Origin of the sequence: Rhodococcus sp. MS16 (genome assembly GCF_013277795.1) — a bacterium.
GTDB classification, from domain to species: domain Bacteria; phylum Actinomycetota; class Actinomycetes; order Mycobacteriales; family Mycobacteriaceae; genus Rhodococcus_F; species Rhodococcus_F globerula.
Window position 1 is genome coordinate 509,753 of sequence record NZ_VBTM01000003.1, and the last position, 22,021, is coordinate 531,773.

The window sequence follows — 22,021 nt, forward strand, 5'->3', positions numbered from 1 at the left end:
CAGCTTCGAAGCCAAGAGGGTCAGTTATGAACAGAAACACGGTCGGCTGGACCGGTTACATCCCCGCCATCACCACCCCGTTCACCCGCGACGGCGAACTCGATCTTGCGTCCCTGTCCCAGCAGATGGGCTGGCTGGCAGAGCAACAGATGCATGGCGTCATCCTGGCTGGAACCAGCGGCGAGTGGTTTTCCATGCAGGCTGAGGAACGCAAGGCGCTATTCATGGAAGGTGGAAAACACCGCAGTGACGACCTCGTCGTCATCGGCGCCTGCAATGCGTTCACCCCTCAGGAGGCGATTACTCACGCCCGCGCAGCCGAGAATGCCGGCTTGGACGGCATCCTTCTCACGCCGCCTCCTTACATCGTCCCCAATCGCCGCGAAATCGTGAAGTTCTACACGGATGTCTCGGACGCCACCGACCTTCCGATCTGCGTCTACAACTGGCCTCGTGGGTGCATCGTCGATCTGGACACCGACACACTGACCGAGCTTGCCGAGATCGAAAATGTTGTCGCGGTGAAGAACTCGACGGGAAACTTCGCAAGCTTCCTCACCAGCATGTACGCACTGGAGGGTTCGGTACGTTATTTCGGACTGCCGACCAACGCCCTGGGCGCAGACCTCGCGATGCTCGGCCACGGCGACGGTCTGATGGGCTCCGGCGGTGTCCTGGGCTCCGACCACCCGAACTTCTGGCGTGCGATTGCCGCCGGCGACCGCACACGAGCACTCGAACTGGGCGCTCGCGACCGGGTCATCATGGACAGCTGGTTCACCCCGGACTACGGTGTCAGATTCGGTAACCAACAGGCCATCATGAAAACCGCACTTCGACTCCAAGGCGTGCCAGCGGGTTACGTCCGAGATCCGTTGCTCGAACTGACACCTGACGAAGTCACGATCATCGCCACAACGCTCGAATCGTTGGGCATCGAGACGAAACCGCTGACGTGAGCGGCACATTCGACGCCGTCATTGTCGGTGGTGGCTTACTCGGCTGTGCAGCGGCGTGGATGCTCGCCCGCGAAGGCGCCGATGTTCTGCTGGTCGAACGGGATCAGATCAACCAGCACGCCTCGGGGCAGAATGCGGGTAGTCTGCATTTCCAACTCGAGTACAGAATGATCGAGAAGGGCATCGAGGCGGCAAAACAGGCGGCCGAGGCGATGCCCCTGCACCTCGAAGCCGCAAAACTCTGGGCAGATCTGTCCGGAGAGGTCGGCGAGCCACTCGGGGTGGCGCAGGTCGGCGGCCTGATGCTTGCGGAGACCGAAGCACAAGCGTCGCTGCTCGAAACCAAGGCCGAAATCGAACGGTCGTGGGGTTTGGACGTCGAGGTTCTCGGCCCCGAGCAAGTCCGAAAAGTTGCACCATATTTGTCCGAATCCGTTGTGGCAGCGTCATATTGTCCGATAGAAGGAAAGGCTGACACGCGAACCGCCGGTCCCGCCATGGCACGAGCGGCGATTCGACTGGGAGCAACGGTGCGGACCCGTACGGCTGTCACCGGCATCCGACGAAACGGGTCTTCATGGTTGGTAACCGTGGCCGACCGTCAGTCCGGTGAGCAGCACAACCCGACCACAGTCAAGGCAGAATCGCTGATCCTGACGGCGGGCGTGTGGACTACCGAACTCGGCGACATGATCGGCGCGTACCTCCCCACCATTCCCTTGGCGCTGACCATGACCGTCACCGCAAAAACCGAGAAGTTCATTCCGCATCTGGTTCAGCACGCTGGAGCAAGACTGTCACTCAAGCAATCTCACGACGGAAACGTACTGATCGGCGGTGGATGGCCGGCCCGGCTCATGACCGACTCCGTTGGCGCACCGGATTTTTCGGTTCGCCCGGAGTTGCTCCGCTCGTCGGTTGCAGGTAACGCCCGAGCCGCGACTGCGGTCGTCCCGCGCGTCGGATCCCTTCCTGCCCTGCGCACGTGGGTCGGAACCACGACAGTCACTCCCGATCAACTCCCCTTGGTCGGTCCTGTCCCCGGCGCACCGGGAGCCTATGTCGCCACCGGCGGTTCTGCCTTCACCCTCGGGCCGAGCTTCGCTCAGGTCCTCACCGAACTTGTCCTCGGGCGGAAACCGGGGATCGATCTGGCTCCGTACGATCCCCGTCGATACGAAAGAGGAATCGATGTCTCCTAGTCGAAACCTACCCACGAGCCGCGGAAAGCGGCTCGAGATCGTCTTCGACGGTAATTCCGTTTCGGCCCATGCCGGCAACACGGTTGCAGCAGCACTCCTGGTCGCGGGAATCGACGAGTTCGGCACCACCCGCGACGGCGACCCCAGGCAGCCGTTCTGCAACATGGGGACCTGCTTCGACTGCGCCGTCACCGTTGACGGCCAACCGCTTGTTCGCGCCTGCATCACCCCGGTTCGCGACGGCATGGAAATCGAATCCACGAAGGGATTGTGAATGTACGACCTCGCCGTCATCGGTGCCGGCCCCGCCGGCATGGCCGCTGCCGTCTCGGCAGCCGACTCCGGACTGGCTGTAGTCGTCATCGACGAACAGACACGTGCCGGCGGTCAGATCTTTCGCCAACCACCGGTCGAGTTCACTGACGCGAAACTCAAACCCACCGCCGGATACGGTTGGGCCACAGAACTCATCACTCGATTCGAAACCCACACGTCGATCAAGCACCTGGCGTCGACAACGGCGTACGGAATACTTCGTGACCGAGACCAGGATGAAATCTCACTGAAACTCGCTGTCTCGGGGCCCGAATTCAACGGCGCTCTACCGGCTCGACGCCTCCTGATAGCCACCGGTGCCTACGATCTTCCCGTCGCGTTCCCTGGATGGACTTTGCCCGGCGTCATGACCGCCGGTGCTGTGCAGAGTCTCCTCAAGAGCCAGCAGGTTCTGGCCGGCGACGACCTTGTCCTTGCCGGTTCCCACCCGCTGCTCGTCATCGTGGCCGACCAACTTGTCGCCAAAGGCGCACGCGTCGCAGAACTTGCCTTTGCTCGCGGTATCCCCACCCCTCGCGAACTTGTGGCCGCGCGCCGCGCCGTACCTGGCCACGCCGATCTCCTCGCCGAATCAGCTCTGGCAGTCGCCAGGCTTGTCGCTCGTGGAGTAAAGATCAGTACTCGCACCATCGTCACGGGCGCCTTCGGTGATCGCTGCGTGGAATCAGTCGAACTCGCCAAGGTGGATCGAAACTGGAAAGTCTCGACGCAACGCCGTCGTCTGGCCACGTCGACGCTTGTCCTCGGATACGGATTCTCTCCTTCCACCGAGCTTGCCCGGCAGGCAAATTGCGACATGGTCTGGAATTCTCCCAAGGGTGGGTGGGTGGTGGCCCACGACAGTCGAATGGAAACCAGCGCACCCGGGATCTTTGTCGCCGGTGAACCGACCGGGGTTGGTGGGGCAGATCAGGCCAGAGCCGAAGGCGCTTTGGCGGGCCTTGCGATCGCCCGTGAATTGTCGGCACCGGATGCCCCCTCCGACAAGGCATTCGCGCAGGCACAGGACAATGTCGGTCGCGCAGAAAAATTCTCGTCGGTGGTGCAAACGATGTTCGAACCGAAACGTGACGCTATGACGACCCTCGCCACCCCCGAGACAACCATTTGCCGTTGCGAGCTCGTCACCCGCGCGGTCGTTCAGACGACACTGGACGACAATCCCTTCATTTCCACCGCGAGTGCCGTCAAGCTTCAATGCCGAAGCGGAATGGGGCCATGTCAGGGGCGCTACTGCGAAGGCACCGTCAGCGGCATCGTTTCAGCCGAGCGAGAGGTGCCGTTGCCCGAAACCGGATACTTCACAGCACATCTCCCCGTGAAGCCGGTGCCTGTTCAATCCTTGACCTGGCTCGACTCATGACAATGCGAGTGCGCCTCGGCCAGTGATCCGGCCTAGGCGCGCTCGTGTTGTCGTCATCCGGTCGTCAGCCCCGCACCGCTGCCGCCAATTCCCGTACATGATCGGCGTCGCGGCAGGTCACGAGGAGCATCGTGACGCCGGCCTCTTCCCAGCGCTTCACGCCGGCCCGAACTTCGTCGAGGTTGCCGATGATCATGGTCTCGGTGACCATTTCGTCGGGGACGACCGCCGCAGCTTCTTCCTTGCGACCGGACATGAAGAGCCGGCCGATCTCGTCGACCTCCTTCTCGTAACCCATGCGCTTGTAGACCTGGGCGTGAAAGTTCAACTCCGGTGCGCCCATTCCGCCCACGTAGAGGGCTGTCATGGGTTTGAGCTTGGCGATGGCTGCTGCGCGATCGTCCGTGACGATGACCTGGCAGGTGGCAGCTACCTCGAAGTCTTCACGGCTACGACGCGCTCCGGCGCGCGCGAATCCTTCGTCGAGCCATTTGTTGTACATAGGTGCCAGGCGCGGTGTGTAGTAAATGGCTAGCCAACCGTCGGCGATTTCGCCGGCGAGGGCAACATTCTTGGGTCCTTCGGCGCCGAGCCAAATGGGGATGTCGGCGCGCAATGGATGCGTAATCGCCTTGAGCGGCTTGCCAAGACCCGAACTTCCGGGCCCGTTGTACGGCAGCGGGTAGTGCGGTCCGGAGCTGGCGACGGGTTTTTCGCGAGCGAGGACCTGGCGGATGATGTCCACGTATTCACGGGTGCGCGCGAGCGGCTTTTCGAACGGTTGCCCGTACCACCCTTCGACAACCTGCGGCCCGGATACGCCGAGCCCCAGGATGGTCCGACCACCACTGAGATGATCGAGTGTGAGCGCGTGCATGGCGCAACTGGTGGGCGTGCGTGCAGAGATCTGGACGACGGACGTGCCCAACCGAAGGTTCTCTGTTCGCGATCCCCACCAGGCGAGTGGCGTGAAAGCGTCGGACCCCCAGGACTCCGCGGCGAAGACCGAATCGAAGCCCGCGTTCTCGGCTGCTTCGATCAGTTCCGGAGCGTTCGTGGGGGGCTGTGCGCCCCAGTATCCGAGTTGCAACCCAAGCTTCATCTTGCGCCTCCACGTCTCCGGTGATCAGAAGTGACCCTTGCCACAATCTCTAGAACCTGTTCTACTCGATCTTGTGACCATCGGAAAGAGCGGGGTGGCCGAAAAGCCACTGAGCGCACCACTGAATCTCCATTTCGACTACACCAGATCGACGGGGCCGACCATCGGCGCATTCGTAACTGCCTTGCGTGATCGCAAGGTGATCGGGGCGCGCGGGTCGAACGGTCGAGTTTTTGTGCCGCCACCCGAATTCGATCCGGATACCGCCGAACCACTCACAGACTTCGTCGGAGTGTCCGACGGCGGAACCGTCGTGAGTTGGTCGTGGATGCCGGAACCGATCGACGGGCAACCGCTCACGAAGCCGTTCGCGTGGGCCCTCATCAAGCTCGACGGCGCAGACACCGCCATGCTTCACGCGGTCGACGTCGACTCCCCCAGCGCAATCAGCACCGGTATGCGCGTGCGCGCTCGGTGGGCGTCGGAGCGAGTCGGTCAGATCACGGACATCGAGTGCTTCGAGCCTGGCGAAAGCGAAAATGGTATCGCCTCAGTCGATTCGAGCGCGGATCCAGTCACCATGATCACGACGCCTATCGACTTGAACTTCATGCACTCCGCGTCGGCTGAGGAGAGCTTCTACCTCCGCGGGCTCGCCGAGGGCAAACTCATCGGCGGACGTAGCGGCCCGGGCGACAAGGTCTACATTCCCCCGCGCGGCGCCAATCCCACCAATGGATTTCCGACGAAGGAACAGGTCGAACTGCCGGACAAGGGCACTGTCACGACGTTCTGCATCGTCAACGTTCCGTTTCTCGGCCAGCGGATCAAGCCTCCGTACGTCGCGGCTTACGTGCTGCTCGATGGCGCGGACATTCCGTTCCTGCATCTGATCTTGGAATGCGACGCGGCCGACGTGCGCATGGGGATGCGCGTCGAGGCCAAGTGGAAGCCACGCGAGGAGTGGGGTTACACGCTCGAAAACATCGAATACTTCAGGCCGACCGGTGAACCCGACGCCGAGTACTCCACCTTCCAACACCACCTGTGAGGGCTTCTGACATGACTTCTGCAGACATCGCAGTGGTGGGCTTTGCACAAGCCCCGCACGTACGCGAGACCCACGGCACCACCAACGGCGTCGAAATGCTGGTCCCCTGTTTCCAGCAACTGTACAAAGACCTGGGAATCACCAAATCCGATATCGGTTTCTGGTGCTCGGGATCTTCCGATTATCTTGCCGGACGATCGTTTTCCTTCATCTCGGCTATCGACTCCATCGGTGCCGTTCCGCCCATCAACGAGTCCCACGTCGAGATGGACGCGGCCTGGGCGTTCTACGAGGCGTGGATCAAGATCTTGACGGGTGAGGTCGATACCGCCCTCGTGTACGGCTTCGGCAAGTCGTCCGCAGGACACCTGCGCAAAATCCTCACCATGCAACTCGATCCGTATCTTGTTGCGCCACTGTGGCCCGATTCGGTATCCATTGCCGGACTGCAGGCACGACTCGGTATCGACGCAGGCAAGTGGACGCACGAGGATATGGCCGAGGTAACCGCTCGTAGCCGTCGTCACGCGATGAGCAACCCCAACGCGCAGCTCGCCGGCGAGGTCGACATCGAGGCTTTGCTTGCCAGTCCCTTCCTCGCAGATCCGTTGCGCGCCCATGATTGTGCGCCCATTACCGACGGAGCAGCCGCTATCGTTCTGGCATCCGGCACCCGCGCTCGTGACCTGTGCGAGCGCCCGGCCTGGATTTCCGGCATCGAACACCGCATCGACTCTCCGAACCTCGGAGCACGTGATCTCACGACATCACCGTCGACGGCATCCGCCGCGAAGGCTGCTACGGGCGGCGATGTCAGCAACATCGACATCGCCGAACTCCACGCACCGTTCAGCCATCAGGAACTGATCCTCAAGGAGGCAATCGGTCTCACGGATGCAACGACGATCAACCCGTCTGGTGGCCCGCTGAGCGGCAACCCGATGTTTGCGGGTGGTCTCGAACGTATCGGTTACGCAGCGCAGGCAATTTGGGGAGGCCAGGCGAATCGCGCACTGGCCCATGCAACCAGCGGCCCAGTGCTGCAACAGAACCTGGTAGCAGTATTGGAGGGACGGAACTGATGGCCGGAACGCCACAACTCGCGGCCGTGCTCGGCACCGGCCAGACTCATTACGTCGCAAAGCGTCACGACGTGTCGATGGCCGGCTTGGTCCGCGAAGCGATCGACGCCGCGATGCTCGACGCACATGTCGGCTGGGACGACATCGACGCCGTGGTGATCGGCAAGGCCCCCGACTTGTTCGAGGGATCGATGATGCCGGAACTCGCCATGTCGGATGCTCTCGGCGCCAACGGGAAACCGTTGCTTCGTGTCCACACTGCCGGGTCTGTCGGTGGTTCGACAGCGATCGTGGCATCGAGCCTCGTCAAATCCGGAGTTCACAAACGGGTTCTGACGGTTTCGTGGGAGAAGCAGTCGGAGTCGAATGCGATGTGGGCACTGTCCACGCCGATTCCCTTCAACATGCCGGTCGGCGCCGGGGCCGGCGGTTACTTTGCGCCGCACGTCCGTTCGTATATCCGCCGCTCGGGGGCACCCTCGCACATCGGTGCCATTGTTGCCGCAAAGGACCGTCTCAACGGCAGCATCAATCCATACGCACACCTCAAGCAGCCCGATATCACCGTCGAATCCGTTCAGGCGTCGCAAATGCTGTGGGATCCCATTCGCTACGACGAGACGTGCCCGTCCTCTGACGGCGCGTGCGCGCTGGTGATCGGCAACGAAGAGGCCGCCGCCGAGGTCGAGGCTCGAGGCCGTACCGTCGCGTGGATTCATGCAACGGCGATGCGCACCGAGCCGACAACCTACGCGGGTCGCGACCAGGTCAACCCCCAGGCCGGACGCGATGCTGCGGCAGCGCTCTGGAAGGCCGCCGGAATCACGGATCCGCTCAGCGAGATCGACTGCGCCGAAATCTATGTGCCGTTCTCCTGGTTCGAACCGATGTGGCTCGAGAACCTCGGATTTGCCGAGGAAGGACAGGGCTGGAAGCTCACCGAAGCCGGCGAAACAGCTATCGGCGGCAAGCTCCCCGTCAATCCGTCGGGCGGGGTTCTCTCGTCCAACCCGATCGGCGCGTCCGGCATGATTCGGTTTGCCGAATCCGCGATGCAGGTAATGCGCAGGGCAGGCGACCACCAGGTAGCCGATGCACGCAAGGCCCTCGGTCACGCGTACGGCGGTGGCTCACAGTACTTCGCGATGTGGGTCGTCGGCTCCGAACGCCCCACCACGTAAACACGCCAACCGTCGATCAGGGAGAAGTCGAGAATGAAGTACACCGTCGGGGTTGCGATGAACCCCTTGGATCAGCTGCCCGGTATCGCCAAAACCGCTGAAGAGTGCGGCTTTACGTCCATTGCATTGCCGGATTCACTGTTCTTCATGGAAACCCAGACGGCGGACTACCCGTACACGCCGGACGGGTCTCGGATGTGGACTGCCGAAACCCCCTGGGTCGATCCGCTGATCGCCGCCGCCGCGATGGGCGCTGTCACCGAGAAAATCGAGTTCTACACGCAGGTACTGAAGCTGGGTAGTCGTAATCCGGTGCTCCTCGCCCGCCAAGTCGGGTCCGTCGCCGCTTTGACGAACAACCGTTTCGGCTTCGGCGTCGGAATCGGCTGGGCTCCGGAAGAATTCGAGTGGTGTGGGGCTCCCTACGAGCGTCGCGGTGCCCGGGTAGACGAGATGATCGACGTCATCAAGCTGATCCTCGGCGGCGGTATGGTCGAGTACCACGGCGAGTTCTTCGATTTCGATCGCCTACAGATGAGTCCGACTCCCACCAAACCGGTTCCGTTCTACGTCGGTGGCCACACCGAGGTTGCTCTCAAGCGCGCGGCGCGGGTGGGTGACGGCTGGACGTCGGCAATGATCAAGTTCGACGATCTGGTCGGCGTCATCGCCAGACTGCGCGAACTGCGCGCCGAGTACGGCAAGGAGAACGAACCGTACGAGATCCAGACCGTATGCGTCGACCGGTTCGGAAAAGACGGCTACGCCGAACTCGAGGACGCCGGTGTCACCGACATCATCACGGTTCCTTGGGTTTTCGACGGCATCGGCTTCGACGCACCACTCGAGGCAAAACAGGATTCCATGCGCAGGTTCGCCGAGAAATACATTCAGTGAGGGAAACGATGACCACCGAACATCCCGCCCGTGTAGCGGGCAATGCATCGCGGGCAGCGGCAAGTGGGAAGAACAAGGAAGCCTGGCTGGATCTCTTTGCCGAGGACGGCTGGGTCGAAGATCCCGTCGGCCCGTCGGGCTTCGATCCCGAGGGCAAAGGCCATCACGGCCGCGAAGCCATTTCCAAGTTCTACGACATGACGATCGCCACGACGGAGTCGCTCGAATTCCTCATCGACGATTCCCTGGTGTGCGGTAACGAGAACGTCAACATCGGGAAGATTCGGAGCACGGTTGGTGGCATGGTCGTCGATGCGGAAGGCGTGTTTGTCTACCGCGTCAACGACGAGGGCAAAATCCAGTCACTTCGCGCATTCTGGGAAGTGGAGCGCGCCATGAAAACAGCTCGCAAAGCCTGACCGAACAAAACGATCAAGTGAGGGCTCCGGTCATATTGACCGGAGCCCTCACTGTTGCGTCGGATTCACGAAAATGGTTTCCTGGTTCTTATCGTCGCGTGTCGATGGCGGACTGCGCCAGGCATGGAGGCGTCGTACCCCAAGGGTTCTTCAATGACCATTTCGTTCAATCACACCATCATCGCCGCAAAAGACCGACAAGAGTCTGCGTGGTTCTTCACTCACATGTTCGGTCTTCCGGATCCTGTGCCGGCCGGATACTTCCTCTCCGTCGAACTCGAGCACGGAGTGATGCTGGACTACGCGCAGGTCGACGAAGGCGCTGAGATTTCACCGCAGCACTACGCATTCCTGGTATCCGAGAACGACTTCGACGGAATCTACCAGCGGATACTCGATCTGAGACTCGATCATTGGGCCGATCCGCGGAAATCGAGCACCGGCTTCAACACCAATGACGGTGGGCGCGGTGTCTACTTCCTCGACCCGTCGGGGCACTTCCTGGAAGCCATCACAAAACCGTACGGGGGCTGAAACAACCCGCCCCCGGAACTACAAACGGTGGCGCCTGCGGGAGATGAGGGATCCCACAGACGCCACCGTAGTTCCAAGTAGCCAGCTAGTGGCTCCTCAGAACGTCAACTGTAGTTCTGTGCAGTCGAAAGCGCAGCGCCAACCTTCGATTCCGTACACATACCTACATACACATACTTACCTGCCGGTTACCCTCTCAGTATAGGGCTGGTTCAGTGTTTGACCGGACAGCCGCCGGTCTTGTAATCAACCTGAAACTCTTTGATGCCGTTGAGCCAGCCCGAGCGCAGACGACGAGGATCTCCGAGCCGGCTGATGTCGGGAAGATGATCGGCGATCGCGTTGAAGATCAAGTCGATTTCGAGGCGAGCCAGATTCGCGCCGACGCAGTAGTGCGCACCGGTGCCGCCGAATCCGAGGTGCGGATTGGGGTCGCGCATGATGTCGAACTTCGTCGGGTTCTCGAAGACGTCTTCATCGAAGTTGGCCGACGCGTACATCATCACGACGCGATCACCCTTTTTGATCTGCTGTCCACCGAGCTCGGTGTCCTCGAGAGCGGTGCGCTGGAAGGACGTGACCGGCGTGGCCCAACGAACGATCTCGTCGGCAGCCGTCTTGGGACGCTCCTTCTTGTACAGCTCCCACTGGTCGGGATTGTCCAGGAACGCCACCATGCCATGTGTGATCGCATTGCGAGTGGTCTCGTTTCCCGCGACCGCAAGAAGGATCACGAAGAAGCCGAATTCCTCAGGGGAGAGCTCATTTCCGTCGATGTCAGCTTCGATGAGCTTGGTGACGATGTCATCGGCGGGACACTTCTTGCGCTGATCCGCCATCTGGTACGCGTACCCGAGAATCTCCATCGACGCGGCCTGCGGATCGATGTCGAACTCCGGGTCGTCGTACGACGTCATCTGGTTGGACCAGTCGAAGAGCTTCATACGGTCTTCCTGCGGCACACCGAGAAGCTCGGCAATCGCCTGCAACGGAAGTTCCGACGCCACCTGAGTGACGAAGTCTCCGGCACCACTCTCGGCAGCGGTCTTCACGATCTGCTCGGCACGCTCGGTCAGTTCGTCGCGCAGGCTGTTGATCGCTCGCGGCGTGAACCCGCGCGAAATCAGCTTGCGGAGTTTGGTGTGCTCGGGAGCATCCTTGTTGATCAGGATGAATCGCTGCATTTCGACGTTCTCACGCGGGATGTCGTCGGCAAAACGCGGGATCGCGGTGTTCTCGTGGGTCGAGAAGATGTCACTGCGCTGCGAGACGTCCTTGACCTCTTCATGCCGAGTGACCACCCAGTAGCCCTCGTCCTGGAACCCGCCGATCTCCGGCGGCTGCGGATTCCACCACACGGGAGCGGTCTTACGCAGCTGAGCAAATTCCTCGAAAGGCATCCGCTCTGCGTAGATGTCGGGGTCCGTGAAGTCGATCCCCTGGGGGATTGCGGGCTGTGCCACTGATGTCTCCTGCCATGAGCCTTTTCATCACCGAGGTGATGACCATCCGTAATGTGGAACACGTTCTACTTACATTGAAACACAAGCCTGCTTACTAGGAAAGGAAACAGTAGACACCTCTTGCTTCTTGCTAAGAACTTGTTCTACTTTTTCAATACAAGGAAAGGAACCCACCGTGGGCACACCAGTAATCGTCGAGGCCGTCCGCACACCGATCGGTAAGCGTGGAGGCTGGCTCGCCGGCCTGCACGCTGCCGAAATTCTCGGAGCTGCTCAGAAGGGTCTTCTCGATCGCTCGGGAATCGACCCGATGTTGATCGAGCAGGTGATCGGCGGCTGCGTCACCCAAGCCGGCGCACAGTCCAACAACATCACCCGCACCGCATGGCTGCACGCCGGACTGCCATGGCAGACCGGTGCCACCACCGTCGACTGCCAGTGTGGATCCGCTCAGCAGGCCAATCATCTGATCGCCGGCTTGATCTCCACCGGCGCGATCGACGCCGGAATCGCCTGCGGCATCGAAGCGATGAGCCAGGTCCCGCTTGGGGCCAATGTCGGAACTCTCGCCGGACCACGCCGTCCCGCCACCTGGGACATCGACATGCCCGACCAGTTCGGAGCCGCCGAGCGCATCGCACGTCGCCGCGGACTGACCCGTGAGGACCTCGAAGCTCTCGGCGTCCGCTCCCAGGCCCTCGCCAAGCAGGCCTGGGAAGAAGGCCGCTTCGACCGCGAGGTGCTCGAACTGTCCGCACCCCAGGTCGACAAGGAAGGCAACCTGACCGGCGAGACCAAGCTGGTCAATCGCGATCAGGGTCTGCGTGACACGACGGCCGAGTCCCTGGCTCGGTTGAAGCCGGTCATGGAGGGCGCAATCCACACTGCCGGAACGTCTTCGCAGATCTCCGACGGTGCAGCTGCCGTCCTGCTCATGGACGAGGACAAGGCCCGCGCTCTCGGCTTGAAGCCACGCGCCCGCATCGTCGCGCAGGCCCTCGTCGGATCCGAACCCGAGTTCCACCTCGACGGTCCGGTTCAGGCCACGACCCGCGTACTCGAGAAGAGCGGCATGAAGATCGGCGATCTCGATCTGTTCGAGGTCAACGAGGCCTTCGCTTCGGTTGCACTGTCCTGGGCGCAGGTTCACGGACCGGATTTCGACAACGTCAACGTCAACGGCGGCGCGCTTGCACTCGGCCATCCGGTCGGCAGCACCGGTTCGCGGCTGATCACGACGGCTCTGCACGAACTCGAGCGGCGCGACGGTTCGACTGCGTTGATCACGATGTGCGCGGGCGGCGCACTGGCAACCGGCACGATCATCGAGCGCATCTGACATGAGTACTCCCCCAGCTAAACCCAAGGGACTCGACGCTCCGGTGACAGTCACGATCATCAAGTGGATGTCGAAAGCCAACGTCGCGATGTATCGGGCGACCGACGGAATGCTGGGCAGCAAGTGGCGGGTCGGCAGCGCGTTTCCACGCGGGCTGCCGATCTGCCTGCTCACAACCACTGGCCGAAAGTCGGGCGAGGAACGGATCAGTCCGCTGCTTTTTCTCGAGGACGACGACAACGTGATTCTGGTGGCGTCACAAGGCGGTCTGCCGAAGAACCCGATGTGGTACCTCAACGTCAAGGCCGATCCTGTGGTGACCGTCCAGATCAAGTCGCGCGTGCAGTCGATGAAAGCTCGTGTCGCCACAGACGAGGAACGCGCCCGACTCTGGCCCAAACTGGTCGCGATGTACGCAGACTTCGACAATTACCAAGCCTGGACGGATCGGGTTATCCCGGTCGTCGTCTGTGAGCCGCTCGCAAACAAGTGAACAACTTGTTTACAACGAAGTGTTTACATTGCCAACGGATCGTGCAAACCTGAAAAGCATGACCGATGACCCATTTCGACCGATCGAGCCCGGCCGTGAGCGCGCACATCGCGAGTACGCCGGGCTCTTTCGCATCAACGAACGCCACGGATCAACAGAGGGCCAACGCGCCAGGCAATCCCTCCCCCACATGCTCGAACCGTACGGCGCGATCCGCGTCGTCGGCGGCCTCGCCGCGGGCAGCAGCACACGCGAACCCGGTGAACCGGACGTCGACGACGCCGACATCATGGCCGCCTTGAGTCTCATCCCCAAGGCTCGCGCCGAAATGGACCAGGACGAAGCGCTCTTCCTCGCGCTCGCACGCAAACGCGGAATGACGTGGCAGGACATCGCGTTCGGACTCGGGCTCGGCAGCACCCAGGCTGCACGTCAGCGCTACGAACGGCTCGTCCGCCGCACCACAGGCTGAACACGTGCCATAACGTGCAAGGTGGAGCAGTATTGACCAGTACGGTCCGCACGGCAATCGTTTGTAGCCTCGAACAACGTAGCCTCGAACAGCAAGGAGTCGCATTTATGACGACGCACATTCAAGATCAGATCCTGGACCGTCGCGAGCTCACCGCCGCACTTGTTCGCGCCTTGGAACGCCGACACGAGGTCCTGGACGCCGTTGTCGACAGCGCCGATCATCAGGCAGCAGTCGCGACGGTTGCAGAACTGCTCGGGACGTCGGAGTCCAACGCGGAAGCCGTGTTGGGCCTCAAGTTCAGCGCACTGACCAAGGCGGCACGCGACCGTATCCAGGGCGAACTCGAGAACCTCGACGCCACCTTGGAATGGACCGCCGTGGATCGCCCGGCAAGCAGCGGCGCGAACTTCAACCTGCGCCCGTTCACCGACAGCACCGACGATGCCGCACTGTTTGCGGAACGCTCCACGGAGCAGTTCGACGACGGCGGCGCTCCGTGGGCTTCGGATCGCGTCGAATCGGAGCGCGCTGCAGGCTTGGGGCGGATCGACGACGAAAGCGCGGCTTGGTTTGTCGCCGAGGACCTTTCGTCTGATACCCCGAAGAGTGTCGGCCTGGTTTTCGGTGAGCTCACCGATCAGGAAGTGAACGTCGCGATCTGGATCGCTCCGCAGGCACGGAAGAAGGGCTACGGCACCGCGTGCATCAAGCACGCTCGCCGCGAACTTGCAGCCGAGTTCCCCGGCACTGTTCTGGTGGTTCGGGCGAAGGCTTAGGGGCAAGCCCCTGTGCGCCTTTTTGGTAGCGACCACTACCAAAAAGGCGCACAGGGCCGAAGGCCCTACCGCGCATACATGATCACGCCAACCCCGACCAGGCAGATCAGCGCGCCGGCGATATCGAAACGGTCAGGGCGGAAACCGTCCATCACCACTGCCCACAGCAAGGATCCAGCGACAAATATGCCGCCGTACGCGGCCAGGATTCGACCGAAGTTCGCGTCGGGCTGCATCGTCGCGACCAGCCCGTACAGGCCGAGTGAGATCACGCCGAGGCCGACCCAGATCCAGCCTTTGTTCTCGCGAATTCCCTGCCACACCAGCCAGGCTCCACCGATTTCGAGTACGGCGGCAAGAACGAACAGCAGAAGCGAACGAGCAACGGTCATGCCCAGAACTGTAAGGCGCTTCTAGCGGTTCCAGTCACCCAGTCCGTCGGCGCCGCTGAGGATTCCACCGGCAGTGTTCTGCACGATCACGGGGTCGCCCTTGCCTGCGTTCTCGAAGAACCACTTGGCGTTCTCGGTACTGACATTGAGGCAGCCATGGCTCACGTTGGTGAATCCCTGTTGCGCAACGGACCACGGTGCCGCGTGGACGAAGATTCCACTGTAGGAAATTCGTGACGCGTATTCGACGTAGGTCCGGTAGCCCTCGGGTGAATCGATCGGAACGCCGTAGGTGGACGAATCCATGTACATGTCACGCAGTTGCTCGCCGACGATGTACGTGCCGTTGGGGGTTTCGTGGCCCGGCTTGCCGAACGACGTCGGCATGGTGCGCACCACTTCACCGTTGCGAGTGACGGTGATCTGCTTCGTGTTGTCGTCCGCAACCGTGACGAGTGCATCGCCGATGCTGAACGTGGAATGCGAATCACCGGCGTCGACGGTCACCGCGATGTTCGCGGGCCAGAACTGCGTCGGCTTCCACCGCACCTGGCTGTTGTTGATCCAGTAGAAGTTTCCCTCGACCGGCGGATTGGTGGTGACGCGAATTGCGCGTTCCGCGGTGGCGCGGTCGTCGATCGATTCGTTGAAACGAATGATGATCGGCTGAGCGATTCCGACACGCTCACCGTTGGACGGGTTGACCGACGGTGCCGAGAAGTTGGGAACCGGGGCGGGAATCTGATCCGCCGTGCCCATGAAACCCGGGAGCGCCGGATCAAGGCCGGCAACACCGGCGACGACGGGTACTGGAATCTCCGGACCACCGGGAAAGAGCGGGAAAGCCGCTGCCGGTCCGGCAAATGTGAGGCCTGCAGCCACTACTCCGACAACCGCTACAGCTATCCGGGATGTCCGACGCACTCGCTTGCTGACCATCTCACTACTTTCCTTCGACAACGTGCATTTGCTGGTCATGCGAGGCTGGCGTCGATACCCGCCTGGCATCGACGCCAACGCGCCATTCGGAGCAAACCGCACAATTCCCTTGTAATTAACACATAAAACGAGAAATCCAGCAATACGAAGGTTCGCTGAACCGTAGCTGTCAACGGTCAGGGAGCACGGTGTTCCAGGTTTGGCGGCATCCACTTCGGTGAATCCGCTTTTCAGCTTCCGTACCCGACGGGATCGCCTTTTCCGTTCTGCGACGGAGGTGCACGTGAACTGGAGCACCGCAGTTCCGGACAGTGCGCTGTGGCTGGCGAAGGCTTATACGATCACCGCCGCCGCCCTCGCGATCACGGCAATTCTGCTGGCCCGCTTCACTGCCTGGGGCAGCCAGTTTCGACGGATGGCCTGGCCGTACTTCAACCCCAGGCGCAGCCCCGTTCCAATACTGATTCTTGCAGTACTGCTGCTGCTCACGGTGTGGGCTGTGCGCGTGACGGTGTTGTTCTCCTACTGGTACAAGGATTTCTACGACACGATTCAGAACCTCGACGAAGCCGGGTTCTGGCACTATCTCAGAGTGTTCGCCGTCCTGGCGGTCATCCACGTCGTGAGTTCGCTCCTCACGTACTTCGTCGGCCAGGCCCTCGACATCAAGTGGCGCATCTGGCTCAACAACACCCTGACCGACGATTGGCTCGACGGTCTTGCGTACTACCGCGGCGAGTTCCTGCATAACCCGATCGACAATCCGGATCAGCGCATCCAGACCGATATCACCTCGTTCGTGACCTATTCCCGCACGTTGTCGATGGGTGCGGTCACCGCGATGGTGTCGATAGTGAGCTTTACCGCGATCCTGTGGAATCTCTCCGGACCGCTGACCATTTTCGGTACCGAGATTCCGCGCGCGATGATCTTCCTGGTCTACATCTACGTATTGGTGACCACCGCGCTGGCATTCTGGATCGGCCGACCGCTGATCATGTTGAACTTCCTGAACGAGAAGCTCGGCGCGACCTTTCGCTATGCCTTGGTGCGATTGCGGGAGTACGGCGAAAGTATCGCGTTCTATCGCGGCGAGGACGTCGAACGTCGCACGCTCGCAACACGCTTCGCTGCGGTGATCCGCAACATGTGGGCCATCGTGTTCCGGACGCTGAAGTTCAGTGGCTTCAATCTCGCCGTGAACCAGACCGCAGTCATCTTCCCGTTCTTGGTGCAGGGCTCTCGGTTGTTCAAGGGACAGGTCACTTTCGGCGACGTCATGCAAACCGCGCAGGCGTTCGGCCAAGTCCACGAATCTTTGTCGTTCTTCCGTGAGTCGTACGCCGATTTCGCGAGCTTTCGCGCCACCCTCATACGCTTGACCGGCCTCGCCGACGCCGACAAGCGAGCCCGGGCACTACCGACGCTCGACGTTTCAGACGCCGGAGATCAGCTTGTCATCCGAAAACTCCACGTATGCAAGCCTTCCGGAGAGACTTTGATCGCCGAGCTGGATCTGACACTCGATCACGGCGACGCCCTGCTCGTCAAAGGTGCGTCGGGAAGCGGTAAGACCACCTTGCTGCGAAGCATCGCACAACTGTGGCCTTACGCGGACGGTTCGGTTACCCGGCCGGTGGGTAGGTCGCTTTTCCTTTCCCAGCGCCCGTACCTGCCGCTGGGGTCGTTGCGCACGGGACTGGCGTATCCGGATCGTTCGATCGCCAAGGACAGCAGGCTCCGAGCGGTACTTGACCAGGTGCATCTTCCGCATTTGACCGACCGTCTCGACGAAGTAGCCGATTGGACCCGAATCCTCTCTCCGGGCGAACAACAGCGACTGGCGTTCGCCCGGGTAGTTCTGGCCAAGCCCCGCACCGTGTTCCTCGACGAAGCGACATCCGCGATCGACGAAGGCCTCGAGTACACGCTCTACCGCATGCTGCGCAGCGAACTGCCCGACAGCATTATGGTCAGCGTGGGACACCGCAGCACGCTCAACGTCTTTCACAATCGCCAACTCGAACTGCAGGGTTCGGGACAGTGGTCTCTCACCGAGCACGTAGGTTGAACGATCTCCGCTAGCTTTCCTCGCGAGCGGCCGCAAGCATCGATTCGATCGAAATGAGCTTGGTTCGCGGACGACCGACAGCCGCCCCGGATGCGCGCTCGGCCTTGTCGATCCGCTGCCAACCTTGGTAGTCCACCTGATCCGGTGACCTGTCGGCCAGAAGTACCGTCAACTTCTCCGCTTCCGCACTTGGCGTTGCAAGGCGCCCAGCTGCGAAGTCGTCAAAAATCATGGACACGGTTTCAGCCGAGCAGTACTTGTTCGTGCCGATCACACCGGTCGGGCCACGCTTGATCCACCCCGCAGCGTAGACGCCGGGCATGGGCATCCCCGATTCCGGATCGATCACGCGGCCGTTCTCGTTGGGGATCACGCCTCGAGCATCGTCGAACGGTAGGTCCGCGACGGGCGTTCCTCGATAACCGACCGAACGCAATACCAGTCCGGTGTCGAGGGCCTCGGTTTCCTCGGTGGGCCGTGCGGACAGTTGACCGGTGGGTGTTGCGACCAGTTGGTTCTTCACGATGCGAACCTGCTCGACACTGCCGTCGCCGAGGATCTCGACCGGGGAGGTGAGGAATCGCAGAACTATGCGCTTACGTGTGGGATCGGCTGTGCGCGAGGCAAATTCCTGGGCCTGCTTCACCTTGAGTAACACCGACGGCTCTGCGGCGTCGCTCTCGACAAAAGCCCGACTCGAATCGTCGAGTTCTGCCTCCACCGGATCCACAATGACGTCCACATCCGCCATCTGGCCCAGCGCCAGCAATTCGGGGTTGGTGTACGCGGCCTGCGCCGGACCTCGACGACCGAGAATCACCACTTCACGAATATTGCTGTTGCGCAACGCTTCGAGGGCATGATCCGCAAGGTCTGTCTTGGCCAGAACCTCCGGGTCGGTGACGAGGATGCGGGCGACGTCGAGTGCAACGTTGCCGTTGCCGACGATGACGGCCCGCTCCCCGGACAGATCGAAACTGCGATCGGCGTAACTCGGATGACCGTTGTACCAGGCCACGAATTCGGTTGCAGCATGGCTTCCCGGAAGATCTTCGCCCGGGATATCGAGCTTGCGATCACCTGCCGCACCTACCGCGTAGATCACCGCATGATGATGCTCGAGCAGTTCGGTATGCGAAATATGATTGCCCACCTCGACATTGAAGTGGCAGTGCACCGTCTTCTTCGACACGACAGCGCGGAACTGGTCGGTGACGCCCTTGGTACCCGGATGATCGGGAGCCACGCCTGCTCGGACCAACCCGTACGGCGTCGGTAGGCGATCGAAAATGTCGACCTCGACCCGCGGCTTGCCGGCCAGTTCCATCGCCGCGTAACACGCCGCCGGCCCTGAACCGACGATGGCGACCCGCAGCGTCCCCAACTCGGGAGCGATCTTGGCCATGGTGATCGGCTCCGGCCAGTCCGGCCCCATCGGATGCTTCTCGAAGTACGACGCGTTCATCTCGAGGTACGGCGCGTCGGCTTCAGCAAGTTCGTTGTCGGAGTAGATGGCATCGACCGGGCACTCATCCACGCACGCACCGCAGTCGATGCAGGTGTCCGGGTCGATGTAGAGCATTTCGGTGGTGGCGAACTGGGCTTCGTCAGGCGTCGGATGAATGCAGTTGACCGGGCACACGTCCACACATGAGGCGTCGTTACAGCACGGCTGCGTGATCACATACGCCATAGCTCTCCCCTATCCCTGAAACACATAAGCACATCCACTTTCCAGACTATAACGTGTTCCAATTTGGCGCGAGAACGGTTTTCAGATCACGCCATTGCGTTTCAACAGGGCAACTGCCGAAACTGTGGCATGACCACGCCATTCAAGCACGGCAGCGGGTGAATAGCTGTCGAAATCCACCATCCATCCGCCATCGTCGCACTGCCTCGCCGCCAATGCGGACAGTTCCTCATCGATCACTCCCGCACTGAACAGCGTGCGGGTCGGACCTGAAGGATACGGCGAGAAATCGAGCGGACGCATGTACTCGTCGACAGCTCCCCCGTCCACGTGCACCAATCCGTCCGGAGGAATGAGCGCACCGAGTTTTGCCACCAACCGGACCTCGTTCGCCGCATCGAGGAACTGCAACGCAAATGCCAATTCGAGAGCACTCAACGTCTCGGCACGCTCGATCGCACCCAGGCAGAACCGAACCGCCGAATCGAGCCAGGGATGTTTGGCCACTGCGGAATCGAATTCGGCTACCCGCAACGCCGTGGCGCACACGATGGCCGTGATCTGCAACGACGATTCCGACGGATCCGCGTCGACCCAGAACGGTGCGCACCCAGCCGGTTCGGAAATCGGAAGAGCAAAGGGCAGACCACCGTCGACGGTCGATACCGTCTGCAGCCAGTCACACAATTCCAGGGCCCGCGGGGTCACCGCGGCGACATCGGCAAAAACCTCGAACGCATGCAGTGCTCCACCGGGTTGGCTACCTGGCGAACGCAGGTCCGGCTCGAGACCCCAGCCGTATCCGCCGTCGGGATTTCGGTAGCCGTCGACCGCCGCCAATGCAGCATCTCGATCACCTTGCCCCAGAACTAAATTCAACCGGTGACGGTCGAGTATCCGGCCGTTGCCGGCCAGAAATCGTGTTGCTGCCGCAAGATCTACGACCATTTTCACCTCACTCGTTATCCCCGACGCGCGAGCTCCTGTGCTTCGGCTCCCAGCCTGGCGAGACGAAGGTCGCCAAGTGCTGTTACGGCACTACCCAATCGGTTGGTCGTGAAACCCAACGACAAGCCGCTGTCGAGATCGGCATATGCGCCCGACCCACCGACGCCGTAGTGTCCGATGGCGTTTCGCGGTTGACGCCGTGCCGCGATGATCGGCGGGTGGTAACCCAGCGCCCAATTGGGCCGAACCGCGAGTACGTAGTCACGTTCTCGCGTTTGAATGGTCGCCATCTGATCGATGGTCGACTCTTTCAGGAACCGCTTTCCGTCGAGCATGCCGCCGTTGGCGATTGCCGCATACATCCTCGCCAGCGCCCGCGCGCTGAAGACTCCGTTCCAACCGGGCATCACTGTGTCATGCACCGCCGGATTACGAACCATCACGTCGAATCCGTCGGGCATCGCAGCCTCGGCCAGACCGCGAGTGGGGCCGACATGAGAGAGAACCGTAGACGCAAACGCCCAGTTGAGACCCGCTGGATTGATGTGCGGAAACAGCTTCGCGATACGCGTCCGCTCGGAGATGGGTACGCGGAACCAGAATTCGTCGACACCGAGCGGCTTCGCGATCTCCGCCTCGACGACGTCCGTGAAGGGCAGTCCCGTCACCCGCGCAACCAATTCGGCTACCAACCATCCGTATGTCACCGCGTGATATCCGGGGCCCTTCAGCCGGCGCGGATCCGGCTTGCTCGCAGCCAGTGCGGCAACAACTGCGTCGTAGTCCATGAGATCGAGCGGATTGCGCATCAATCCACGCACCTTGTGCAGGCCGGCGCGATGCGTCATCAAGTCACGAACGGTGATCTTGTCTTTGCCAGCGGCACCGAACTCGGGCCAGTACTGCGCGACCGGCGCGTCGTAATCGATCAATCCACGCTCAGCCAAACGATGTACGACGGTACTGGCCACACCTTTGCCCGTGGAGAACGAAAGTGAGATGGTGTCGTGGTCCCAGCGGCGGTCACGGTCGGCATATCCGGCCCAGATGTCGAGGACCTTCTCGCCGCCCTGGTAGGCAACCAAAGCGCCGCCGCCTTGCTGCGGTTGCCGGTACATCGCAAAGAACCGGTCTGCCAGTGGCAGGAATCGACGATCGACGTACAGTTCGGTCCGCGCCGGCACCTCTGTGCGTGCGATTGAACCGCGTCGTGCGTTTGCAGTCATCGCGTCCTCCGATCCCCGTTTGATCACGGCAGCTGCCCTGATCGACCCACCACAGCTTTACATCTTTGTGACCGGTGTCA

The 22,021-nt window shown here is 61.4% G+C and carries 22 protein-coding genes; 15 read left to right on the top strand and 7 right to left on the bottom strand.

Annotated elements, in window-relative coordinates; all coding sequences use genetic code 11:
• Positions 1–26: 26 nt before the first annotated feature.
• Genes FEZ60_RS07440 through FEZ60_RS07455 form a run of 4 tightly spaced genes read left to right on the top strand, consistent with a single transcriptional unit; the run spans position 27 to position 3,860 of the window.
• On the top strand, positions 27–959 hold the full coding sequence (locus tag FEZ60_RS07440) for a dihydrodipicolinate synthase family protein (protein ID WP_095888266.1): 933 nt from the start codon (positions 27–29) through the stop codon (positions 957–959).
• On the top strand, positions 956–2,161 hold the full coding sequence (locus FEZ60_RS07445) for an FAD-binding oxidoreductase (protein ID WP_172935811.1): 1,206 nt from the start codon (positions 956–958) through the stop codon (positions 2,159–2,161). The genes FEZ60_RS07440 and FEZ60_RS07445 overlap by 4 nt, the downstream gene beginning before the upstream one ends.
• Positions 2,151–2,435 (top strand): (2Fe-2S)-binding protein, encoded by a 285-nt coding sequence (locus tag FEZ60_RS07450; protein ID WP_095888264.1) that lies wholly within the window; start codon positions 2,151–2,153, stop codon positions 2,433–2,435. The genes FEZ60_RS07445 and FEZ60_RS07450 overlap by 11 nt, the downstream gene beginning before the upstream one ends.
• Complete coding sequence (locus FEZ60_RS07455; protein ID WP_095888263.1) at positions 2,436–3,860, top strand: NAD(P)/FAD-dependent oxidoreductase; 1,425 nt, start codon at positions 2,436–2,438, stop codon at positions 3,858–3,860.
• A gap of 64 nt (positions 3,861–3,924) precedes the next feature.
• Here FEZ60_RS07455 and FEZ60_RS07460 read toward each other — a convergent pair whose 3' ends face one another.
• The gene (locus tag FEZ60_RS07460; RefSeq protein ID WP_045068664.1) at positions 3,925–4,962 is read right to left on the bottom strand and encodes an LLM class F420-dependent oxidoreductase; all 1,038 of its coding nucleotides are present in this window, start codon (positions 4,960–4,962) and stop codon (positions 3,925–3,927) included.
• 73 nt (positions 4,963–5,035) lie between these two features.
• Between FEZ60_RS07460 and FEZ60_RS07465 the strand changes: the two genes are divergently transcribed.
• The 6 genes from FEZ60_RS07465 (at position 5,036) to FEZ60_RS07490 (ending at position 10,126) form a co-directional block, all read left to right on the top strand.
• The gene (locus tag FEZ60_RS07465; RefSeq protein ID WP_179300839.1) at positions 5,036–6,013 is read left to right on the top strand and encodes an OB-fold nucleic acid binding domain-containing protein; all 978 of its coding nucleotides are present in this window, start codon (positions 5,036–5,038) and stop codon (positions 6,011–6,013) included.
• Positions 6,014–6,024: 11 nt separating this feature from the next.
• The gene (locus tag FEZ60_RS07470; RefSeq protein ID WP_033232319.1) at positions 6,025–7,095 is read left to right on the top strand and encodes a thiolase domain-containing protein; all 1,071 of its coding nucleotides are present in this window, start codon (positions 6,025–6,027) and stop codon (positions 7,093–7,095) included.
• Positions 7,095–8,276 (top strand): thiolase domain-containing protein, encoded by a 1,182-nt coding sequence (locus FEZ60_RS07475; RefSeq protein ID WP_033232320.1) that lies wholly within the window; start codon positions 7,095–7,097, stop codon positions 8,274–8,276. The genes FEZ60_RS07470 and FEZ60_RS07475 overlap by 1 nt, the downstream gene beginning before the upstream one ends.
• Positions 8,277–8,309: 33 nt before the next feature.
• On the top strand, positions 8,310–9,173 hold the full coding sequence (locus tag FEZ60_RS07480) for a TIGR03619 family F420-dependent LLM class oxidoreductase (RefSeq protein ID WP_033232321.1): 864 nt from the start codon (positions 8,310–8,312) through the stop codon (positions 9,171–9,173).
• An 8-nt stretch (positions 9,174–9,181) separates the two neighbouring features.
• Positions 9,182–9,592: a nuclear transport factor 2 family protein gene (locus tag FEZ60_RS07485; RefSeq protein ID WP_033232322.1), complete on the top strand. Its 411-nt coding sequence runs from the start codon at positions 9,182–9,184 to the stop codon at positions 9,590–9,592.
• Positions 9,593–9,745: 153 nt separating this feature from the next.
• Positions 9,746–10,126 (top strand): VOC family protein, encoded by a 381-nt coding sequence (locus tag FEZ60_RS07490; RefSeq protein ID WP_172935812.1) that lies wholly within the window; start codon positions 9,746–9,748, stop codon positions 10,124–10,126.
• Positions 10,127–10,338: 212 nt separating this feature from the next.
• On the opposite strand, the gene FEZ60_RS07495 is transcribed toward FEZ60_RS07490, so the two are convergent.
• Entirely contained in the window at positions 10,339–11,589 is a 1,251-nt protein-coding gene (locus tag FEZ60_RS07495) for a cytochrome P450 (protein ID WP_033232323.1), read from the bottom strand.
• Positions 11,590–11,764: 175 nt separating this feature from the next.
• Here FEZ60_RS07495 and FEZ60_RS07500 point away from each other — a divergent pair, with 175 nt between their 5' ends.
• The 4 genes from FEZ60_RS07500 (at position 11,765) to FEZ60_RS07515 (ending at position 14,672) form a co-directional block, all read left to right on the top strand.
• The gene (locus FEZ60_RS07500) at positions 11,765–12,928 is read left to right on the top strand and encodes a steroid 3-ketoacyl-CoA thiolase (RefSeq protein ID WP_045068661.1); all 1,164 of its coding nucleotides are present in this window, start codon (positions 11,765–11,767) and stop codon (positions 12,926–12,928) included.
• A 1-nt stretch (position 12,929) separates the two neighbouring features.
• The gene (locus FEZ60_RS07505) at positions 12,930–13,421 is read left to right on the top strand and encodes a nitroreductase family deazaflavin-dependent oxidoreductase (protein ID WP_033232325.1); all 492 of its coding nucleotides are present in this window, start codon (positions 12,930–12,932) and stop codon (positions 13,419–13,421) included.
• 58 nt (positions 13,422–13,479) lie between these two features.
• Entirely contained in the window at positions 13,480–13,893 is a 414-nt protein-coding gene (locus tag FEZ60_RS07510) for a hypothetical protein (protein ID WP_033232327.1), read from the top strand.
• Positions 13,894–14,000: 107 nt separating this feature from the next.
• Complete coding sequence (locus tag FEZ60_RS07515) at positions 14,001–14,672, top strand: GNAT family N-acetyltransferase (protein ID WP_033232328.1); 672 nt, start codon at positions 14,001–14,003, stop codon at positions 14,670–14,672.
• Between the two features lie 65 nt (positions 14,673–14,737).
• Here the strand turns inward: FEZ60_RS07515 and FEZ60_RS07520 are convergent, their stop codons facing one another.
• Positions 14,738–15,064: a YnfA family protein gene (locus FEZ60_RS07520; RefSeq protein ID WP_033232329.1), complete on the bottom strand. Its 327-nt coding sequence runs from the start codon at positions 15,062–15,064 to the stop codon at positions 14,738–14,740.
• A gap of 21 nt (positions 15,065–15,085) precedes the next feature.
• Positions 15,086–16,003, bottom strand: coding sequence for an Ig-like domain-containing protein (locus FEZ60_RS07525; protein ID WP_033232330.1), 918 nt, complete (start codon positions 16,001–16,003; stop codon positions 15,086–15,088).
• Positions 16,004–16,286: 283 nt separating this feature from the next.
• Between FEZ60_RS07525 and FEZ60_RS07530 the strand changes: the two genes are divergently transcribed.
• The gene (locus FEZ60_RS07530) at positions 16,287–18,074 is read left to right on the top strand and encodes an ABC transporter ATP-binding protein/permease (protein WP_141486507.1); all 1,788 of its coding nucleotides are present in this window, start codon (positions 16,287–16,289) and stop codon (positions 18,072–18,074) included.
• A gap of 10 nt (positions 18,075–18,084) precedes the next feature.
• On the opposite strand, the gene FEZ60_RS07535 is transcribed toward FEZ60_RS07530, so the two are convergent.
• From FEZ60_RS07535 to FEZ60_RS07545, 3 genes are all read right to left on the bottom strand, one after another.
• Entirely contained in the window at positions 18,085–19,767 is a 1,683-nt protein-coding gene (locus FEZ60_RS07535; protein WP_141486508.1) for an FAD-dependent oxidoreductase, read from the bottom strand.
• 81 nt (positions 19,768–19,848) lie between these two features.
• Positions 19,849–20,715, bottom strand: coding sequence for a hypothetical protein (locus FEZ60_RS07540; protein WP_095888261.1), 867 nt, complete (start codon positions 20,713–20,715; stop codon positions 19,849–19,851).
• 14 nt (positions 20,716–20,729) lie between these two features.
• On the bottom strand, positions 20,730–21,941 hold the full coding sequence (locus FEZ60_RS07545) for a serine hydrolase domain-containing protein (RefSeq protein ID WP_095888677.1): 1,212 nt from the start codon (positions 21,939–21,941) through the stop codon (positions 20,730–20,732).
• Positions 21,942–22,021: the final 80 nt, after the last annotated feature.